Genomic DNA, 8,190 nt, shown 5'->3' with positions numbered 1-8,190 from the left:
CAAACCATTTTACAACGTTATAGAGCGCTTCAGGATATTATTGCTATTCTTGGAATGGATGAACTTTCTGAAGATGACAAATTGCTGGTGGGGCGGGCGCGTAAAATTGAACGTTTCCTTTCGCAACCTTTCCATGTTGCGGAAGCCTTTACTGGTTCACCGGGGAAACTCGTTCCTTTGGAAGAGACAATCAAAGGCTTTAAGGGGCTTTGTGCTGGCGATTATGATGATTTGCCAGAAGCTGCTTTTTATATGGTTGGTTCGATTGATGAAGCACTTGAAAAAGGAAAGCGTCTCATGGCAGAGGCTTCTTAGTAAGAAGCTTCTTATTCAAGAGAAAACTGTCATGGGTATTTTTCGTTAAAAAGGACGAGTCGTTGGAGAAAACGGAGAGTCCTTATATCGGGTATTGTGGAGACTTTTGTGGAAAACAATAGAGAAGAGCATTTTTTATTTGAGCTTGTATCGCCTGAAAAAATTGTGTTTTCAGAGCAGGTCGTGTCTGTTGTTCTTCCTTCAGCCTCAGGTTATTTGACAGTTATGGCGCATCATGCGCCATTGGTGGCAAGTATTGTGTTGGGCAGTGTTCGTGTTCGCACCTCTGTGGGTGAAAAATTATTTGTTGTATGCGGGGGCGTTGCAAATATTACCTTTTCAGGCTGCTCTTTATTGGTAGAGCACGTTGTGGCTGTAGAGAATCTTTCTTTTGATGTATTAGAACAGCAGATTTTGCAGATTCAAGCGACGTTAGAAGGAGGGACAAGTGATGAGGACAATCATAAAATAGAGGCTTTTTTCCAGCAGTTGTCAGCTGATGGTGCTGTGTTGATAGAAGCGTAGCAGAGTTACAGGAAAAGATGACATGAGCGGAAAAAAGAGTACGGTTGTGTCTGCTAAAAGGAGTGCAAAACCTTTTCCTCATCCTGGTCGTGTCTTTGCGGGACCTTTGCCAAAGTGCTTTGTTTATATTTTTGCTTCTCTTATTTTGCAATGGGCTTATGGTTTAGGGGCTAATATTGTTCAGTCTAACATTGTCCATCTTACGGGTGATTTTCATGCAACTTTGGCCGAGACGACATGGCTGGTAGCGGCTTATATGGCGCCAAATGTGAGTGTAGCGATTATGTTGATCAAAATCCGCTATCAATTTGGGCTGCGCGCTTTTGCTGAATTATCAATTCTTGGCTTTGTTTTGGTTTGCGTGTTGCAGCTCTTTGTTACGGATTTGCGTTCTGCATTGATTATTCGCTTTTTTGCTGGGATTGCTGCTGCTCCTTTGGCTTCGCTTGCGCTGCTTTATATGATGGAGGCTTTTGCTCCAGCAAAGAAGTTTACTGTTGGTCTTAGTTTGAATTATATGAATGCGGCTTTAGCGGCACCTTTATCACGTTTGATTTCTCCTGATTTGCTGGAAAATGGTGGTTTTTCCAGTCTTTCCGCTCTGGAAATGGGGTTGGTTCTTATCAGCTTGGTCTGTATCTATACTTTGCCTCTTACTCCTGTTGTGCGTAGTAAGGTTATTCAAAAATTAGATTGGATAAGCTATGGTTTGATTGCTCTTGGTCTTGGATTAAATGCTGTGATCATGTCTGTTGGCATATTGTATTGGTGGTATGAAGCACCATGGATTGGTTGGGGGCTCGCACTTGCTATTTTCTCGTTGGCTATTGCTATTATTATTGAGCTTAATAGAGAAAAACCGTTGATTGATCTCCGTTGGATTTTCAGTAAAGAAATGGTCCAATCTGTTTTTATTTTATTTATTTTTCATGTTTTTTTATTGGAGCGGTCAAATTTGCCCGTAGGTTTTTTTAATCTTTTTGGTTTGCTCAATCGTGAGATGGCGCCCATGTATCTTGCGGTGACATTAGGGATTCTGTTAGGGGGGGCTGTTTGTGTCTTTTTTTTACGGGCGGGGCGTGAGGATTATTTTTATTTGTTGTCTTTGGGTTGTTTGGCGTTAGGAGCTTATTTAGATAGTCATGTAAACCATTTAACGCGCCCACAAGATATGATGTTGAGCCAAGGGTTGGTGAGTTTTAGTTATGCACTTTTTTTGCCTCCTGCTCTTTTCAAAGGGTTTGTGATCGCTGGTGAGCGAGGACCGCGTTACGTTTTAAGTTTTATTGCTGTTTTTTTGCTAACGCAAGTGACAGGGGGATTGATGGGGTCGGCTTTTTTTGGCAGCCTTCAGTTTTATTTTGCCCATAAGAACTTTGAGTCCTTAACACAAAATATTATTATTACTGATCCGCTTATTTCTGGTGAGATGAATACTTTATTTTCGCCTTCTTATGGTGTTTCTGTTCCCAATGGCTTGAGAAGTGAGCAGGGTACTTCTATGTTGATAGAGAAATTTAAGTTAACAGCAAATATTTTTGCTTATGATGACGTTTTTCGGCTTTATTTTTATATTTCAATGGTTGTATTCGTTATTTTTCTTGCCACAATGATTGTTAAGTCATGCTCTTTGCGTGCATTAGAAAAGTAGAGTAATGTCATAAAAAGAGGGGTGCAAAAAAAATGATAAAAAAATTACGGTCAAAAGCTACGATTGTTGCATTCCTATCGGGCATTACGGGTGTTTTGCTGATTTTGTGGGCTTGGAGGCTTCCTCCTTTTGTGAGTAACATTCAAATAACGGATAATGCTTCTATTAAGGGCAATGTTACTCTGGTTAGTTCACAGATCTCTGGGGTAATCGCACGGATTTATGTGCAAGATTATCAACGCGTTGAAAAGGGAATGCTGCTTTTTGAGCTCGATGATTCTCTTTTTCGGCAGCAGCTTGCACGGGCACAGGCTGTTCTCGATTCAAAAAATGCAAAACTGGCAAGTATTGAATTACAAGCACAGCTTTTGCAGGGCGAAATTAATACAGCAGAGGTGGAATTGGCGCGTTCACGAGCATTTTCCAATGTTGTTCCAGATAGTAAAAAGTTAGGTTTTGGTGATGCGGCAAGTTCTGTTTCTCGTCCTCTTTCACAACTCTTGACAGCTCTCGAAACAAAACGCCAATTGCAAAAACAATTGGATCTTGAACGGCAAAGTTTACAGTCAGAAATTGCGGGAGCGAAGGTGAGTGTTGAGTTGGCAAAACTTAATCTCGATCACACAAAGATTTTATCTCCTCGAACAGGCTATATTGGATTAGTTGGAGCGCGGGTAGGGCAATATGTTATGCCGGGGACACAATTGGTCTCTGTTATTTCTGATGATATTTGGATTATTGCTAATTATAAGGAAACGCAACTTTCTCAGATGCGTGTGGGACAACCGGTTGTTTTTTCTGTTGATGCATTGAACAACAAAAAGTTAACAGGGCGTGTGGTTCGTTTTGCACCTGCTACAGGCTCAGAATTTTCATTGTTAAAAACGGATACGACAATTGGTAATTTTATCAAAATTGCGCAACGTATTTCAGTACGGATTGCTTTAGATCCTGGGCAGGAAGGGATTGAAAAACTCATTCCTGGCATGTCCGTAGTTACCTATGTAGATACTTCGCAGCGAGTCGATTCTGGAGGATGAAATTTTGGGTTTTTTCAGTTTAATTTTTGCGTCATTTACTTATAGCAAGTGGTTGTTTACATTGGAAGATTTCGTTTGGTTTGCTATACTACATGTTTTAAAGCTCTTAGGCTTCTTATACTTTTATGTCATGATGTAAAATAATGTTCCTTAGAATATTAAAGCGCATGCATCTTTACTCACTTCCATTTCTTTTGAACTAACTCAGTAGGGGGGTGGAGTATTGGAAGCTTTGCTTGTGGTTTTGCACAACACTGTCCTTTGAGGTGTGGTGTCACCGCATGTTTGGAAGATGGGGGTAGGGGGAAGCCAGATAAAAAATTGGATTATAGACTGGGTCGGATGGGAAACTTATCCTTTTGGGTGAGGGCGTAAAGTTAGGAGGAAGACGTAAAGTTTATATTTTGTAAACCATAAAAATGCCCGTTTTAAGGCGGGCATTAAAAGGGAAGGTTATTGGTTGTGTTATTAATTTTTACGGATCAGTAAGAAGCTTACTAAAACGACTCCTGCTGCTAATGCGAGGGTTTTTTTAGGATTTTCTTTCGCTTTTTTCTTTAATTCTGTAGCATGTTCGTTGAGGTGATAAAGTGCGTGACGGCCTTTTTGTTTCCATGTGTTAAACAGCTCAGAAATATTTTCAAAGCTATCATTTTGAAAACTCCAATGATTTACGGGGACCAGCTCTCTTTTTAATTGTGCTATACGTTTTTTAATTTTAGCATTTTTTCTATGGGGTGAAAATAGACACATTTATTGACTCCTTCATGTGTTAAATTGTTGTGTGACAGTTGGGATGGTGTTTGGGGTTTTGCTATAACGGCTTGAACATTGAAAGGTTGCATTGATAATGCCGCGCGTGGGTGAGATGAGAATTAAAAGTTTGGGTTTAATGAGGCATTTCTTAATGTACTTGAGTTCATTTCGTGATGGTGTTTGTTAAGGATGTAAGGTAAAAATTTTTACAAAATGGTGTAAGATTCATTCATAAAGATGGTGGGCGATGTCTTCATTTTTTTGTTTGTTTAAAGTGTTGGGATAGCTTTTGGCACTTGAAATAGTTTATAAGGAGTTTTTATCTATCTATTCTCTTGTGGCTGTAGGGAGTGGTATTGATTGATTCAATTAAGAAGATTTAAAATGAGGAAATCTTACGATATTTGGGGTTGCTATTCAAATTTGTAAAAAATAGATTATTATAAATCAATATGTTGGATTAATTTGGTGATGTCTTTCATGCATTTTTAAAAATTGCGCTTTGATAGGCGTTATCTGTTGTGTTGTAAAACATTGTTTTGTGGTGACGTTGATTAAGGTATCGGCATGCAACTTAAAAATACAGTATTGTCTCTGTTTTGTTTCAGTTTCTTTTTGAAGCAACCAAGTGTAGAAGTATAAACTTGAACAGAAGTAGTAGAACTTATCCGGTGCGTCTATAGAATGAATCTACCTATGAATTGTATTGCATCAGTGTTAGTAGGTAGAACCTTTTGAGAGCAATCTGTTAAGATTGGTGGGCGGTGTAATTTTCGTCCTTTGAAGCGCGGAGGAAGTCAATGTAAATAATGATTGATAGCGCAGGTTTTAAAAATTTGAGGACTTGATGAGTACGACCTATTTTTTATCTAAACCACTTGAGCGTCGTCGATCTGTTGGTGTTGTTGTTGGTGATGTGATTATTGGGGGGCAGAGCCCGATAGTTGTACAGTCAATGACTAATACAGATACCGCTGATGTTGATGCAACTGTTTCTCAAGTAGCTGCTCTTTGGCAAGCTGGTTCACAATTGGTTCGAATTACTGTTGATCGCGATGAAGCGGCGGCGGCTGTACCAAAAATACGGGAGCGATTGGAGAGATTAGGATTTTTTGTACCATTGGTTGGGGATTTTCATTATATTGGTCATAAGCTTTTATCTGAGCATCCTGCGTGTGCTGAGGCGCTTGCAAAATATCGCATCAATCCTGGAAATGTTGGTTTTGGCGCAAAAAAAGATCGTCAATTTGCAGAAATTATAGAGATTGCTTGTCGGTATCATAAACCTATTCGCATTGGCGTGAATTGGGGCTCTCTTGATAATGCGTTGTTAACACGGCTTATGAATGAAAATGCACAGCAAGAAAAACCCTTATCGGTTGCTGAAGTGATGCGGGAAACTGTTGTGCAGTCGGCTTTGCTTTCGGCTGCTTTAGCAGAAGAGTTAGGATTGGGGCGTGATAAAATTATTCTTTCTGCTAAAGTGAGTGATGTCCAAGATCTTATTGCTGTTTATACCACCTTGGCGGCGCGTTGTGATTATGCTCTTCATTTGGGATTAACGGAAGCTGGGATGGGAACAAAGGGCATTGTTGCTTCTTCGGTGGCTTTGGGTATTTTATTACAGCAAGGGATTGGTGATACGATACGAATTTCCTTAACACCAAAACCTGGTGGTGATCGGACACGAGAAGTAAAGGTGGGGCAAGAACTTTTGCAAGTGATGGGGTTTCGGCAATTTTTGCCTGTTGTTGCGGCTTGTCCTGGTTGTGGGCGCACAACCTCAACGGTCTTTCAACAATTGGCACAAAAAATTGAAGCAGATTTATACAAAAATATGCCTGTTTGGCGTGAAAAATACCCTGGCGTTGAAAGCTTGAAGGTTGCTGTGATGGGATGTATCGTCAATGGACCGGGGGAGTCAAAGCATGCGGATATTGGAATCTCTTTGCCTGGAGTGGGGGAAAGTCCTGCGGCACCTGTTTTTATTGAGGGACAAAAGGTAAAAATTTTACGGGGTGATCACATTGCTGAAGAATTTGAAGCGCTTTTGAGTGATTATATTCATACACGCTTTGGGCAAGGTTGAGGTAAAAATCGCATAAGGTTGAAGTAAAAAGGGTGTGTCGTTTTTTTTTAAATAAGCTGTCTTCAATGTGAAGATGGTGCTGTTGTATGCTGCTTTAGCTATGGTCAATACTGTTGTTGGTTGCTTATTATTTTAGGTAAAACCAGATGATATGCCTGTTTTAGAATCAGAAGCTTATGAAGGATATTAATGAGTTTGAGTGTGTTAAGACTATTAAGCAAAACGATATGAATACTTTAAATAGATCCGTAAATGTTGTTGCTGGTTTTTTGGCTGCTCTTGAGACAGTAAAATATTTAACGGATTCTTCAAATATCAAATTATAGAAAGAACATTGTTTATTGATTTTTCAGGCATTTTCCCAGCATTTTTTGGGGTATCAAATTGATAGGATTGGAAATCCTTATAGCGATTATAGTCCTATTTGTCGTAAAATGTAAGCTTTTATATTGATATAAAATGATGTATACGGGTGCCTTTTTTGGCGTTATTGGGGGAGTGCATGACAAGTATATTAGCGTTTGGCTTTTTATTTAACGGTATAAGGATTTTAACTGGCGCCTTTATTGTCTTTTATATGCTTGAAAAAGGCTTAACGCTTATTGATATAGGTGTCATTAAGTCGTTTCAGGCTTTTATTATGATGGTTACCGATATTCCTCTGGGATATTTTGCTGATCGAAAAAGTTATAAAATATCGATCGTTTTGGCAGCGGCTTTTGCTGCCACATGGCTCTTTCTCATGGGATTTTCTACAAGCTTTTATGGTTTTCTTTTGGCAGAAACTTTTAATGCCTTATCGCTGACATTAATTGCTGGAGCCTATAATGCTTTACTTGTTCAATATGCAAAAGAAAAATTGACATCCACTAAAAAAGTGCTTGGTTCCAGCTCTCAATATAATTACATCGGCATGTTTATATTCAGTTTAATCGGGGCATATTTTGCTGATTATTCGAGCCAATATATATGGTATATCGCGGCGTTTTTAATGTTGATGACAACACTATTTGGTTTGTTTTTTCTTGATGACTTGAAGGGGGAGAAAAAACCAAATAAAGCGAATTCTCTCATTTGTGAAGCTAAGGAGATGTTATCTATTTTTATTAAAGTTCCTTATATCTCTTTATGCTTTTATTTTTCATTGATTTTTTTCAATATATTCTCGCAGTATTGGCAGTGGATATTTAAAGATCATAATATTAATGTCACTTATTTTGATCTTGGTGTGACATTTTCATTGATATTGCTCTCTCAGCTTTTGGCTAGTTTTCTCTTTACAAAACTAAGTGAAAGAGTGAATTTTATTTTACTGTTGTTTCTTTCGGCTTTACTGATTTCTACAGTCGCTTTCTTTGAACCAAGAAAAGAAATTGCTGTCATTTTAGTCTGTATGATTTTTTATCTCATTAAGTATACATATCTTCGTGTAGAAGTTATCTTGCACGATAGTATTAGTGATCATTTCAGGGCTACATATGAATCTTTCTTGTCAACCGTTGGGAGATTTAGCTTATTGGTATTTTTTTACATGAGTGCGTATATGGTCAATATATTTGGCTTTTTCTCACTCGTTTATATTTTTGCTATTTATTTATTGATTTACTTGTTGGCGGTATTTTTTTTAGAAGGAACTCTCAAAAAAGTTCAGTGAAAATATTAACTTATTACGATACGTATTTTATAGGGTTTCATAGTGGGGCAAGGCTTTTATTTATTAAGGCGCATCGTTGTTTTTGCATGTTGAATGAGAAAGCTGAATAGTCTCAGTTATTCTTATTTAAAATCTATGTATGTTGAAGCAATCAAAGTCA

The 8,190-nt window shown here is 38.4% G+C and carries 6 protein-coding genes and 1 pseudogene; 6 read left to right on the top strand and 1 reads right to left on the bottom strand.

Annotation, left to right across the window (positions count from 1 at the left end):
* The 4 genes and pseudogenes from ACFIL8_RS04245 to ACFIL8_RS04230 form a co-directional block, all read left to right on the top strand.
* Positions 1-315 (top strand): annotated as a pseudogene (locus tag ACFIL8_RS04245) (F0F1 ATP synthase subunit beta); the annotation flags it as partial.
* A gap of 108 nt (positions 316-423) precedes the next feature.
* On the top strand, positions 424-840 hold the full coding sequence (atpC, locus tag ACFIL8_RS04240) for an ATP synthase F1 subunit epsilon (RefSeq protein ID WP_375611725.1): 417 nt from the start codon (positions 424-426) through the stop codon (positions 838-840).
* A 22-nt stretch (positions 841-862) separates the two neighbouring features.
* Complete coding sequence (locus ACFIL8_RS04235; RefSeq protein WP_375613177.1) at positions 863-2,491, top strand: MFS transporter; 1,629 nt, start codon at positions 863-865, stop codon at positions 2,489-2,491.
* 32 nt (positions 2,492-2,523) lie between these two features.
* A complete protein-coding gene (locus tag ACFIL8_RS04230; protein ID WP_375611727.1) occupies positions 2,524-3,531 on the top strand; it encodes an HlyD family secretion protein in 1,008 nt (335 codons plus the stop codon).
* 468 nt (positions 3,532-3,999) lie between these two features.
* Here ACFIL8_RS04230 and ACFIL8_RS04225 read toward each other — a convergent pair whose 3' ends face one another.
* Entirely contained in the window at positions 4,000-4,284 is a 285-nt protein-coding gene (locus ACFIL8_RS04225; protein WP_375611728.1) for a hypothetical protein, read from the bottom strand.
* A gap of 850 nt (positions 4,285-5,134) precedes the next feature.
* On the opposite strand from ACFIL8_RS04225, the gene ispG reads away from it, so the two are divergent.
* A complete protein-coding gene (ispG, locus tag ACFIL8_RS04220) occupies positions 5,135-6,376 on the top strand; it encodes a flavodoxin-dependent (E)-4-hydroxy-3-methylbut-2-enyl-diphosphate synthase (RefSeq protein WP_375688984.1) in 1,242 nt (413 codons plus the stop codon).
* Between the two features lie 502 nt (positions 6,377-6,878).
* Positions 6,879-8,030: an MFS transporter gene (locus tag ACFIL8_RS04215; protein ID WP_375688982.1), complete on the top strand. Its 1,152-nt coding sequence runs from the start codon at positions 6,879-6,881 to the stop codon at positions 8,028-8,030.
* The last annotated feature ends 160 nt before the right edge of the window (positions 8,031-8,190 follow it).

Source organism: Bartonella sp. AP57NXGY (genome assembly GCF_042195805.1).
Lineage (GTDB): Bacteria > Pseudomonadota > Alphaproteobacteria > Rhizobiales > Rhizobiaceae > Bartonella.
Note: the sequence above shows the minus strand (reverse complement) of the source record. Positions and strands in the feature narration are given on the sequence as shown.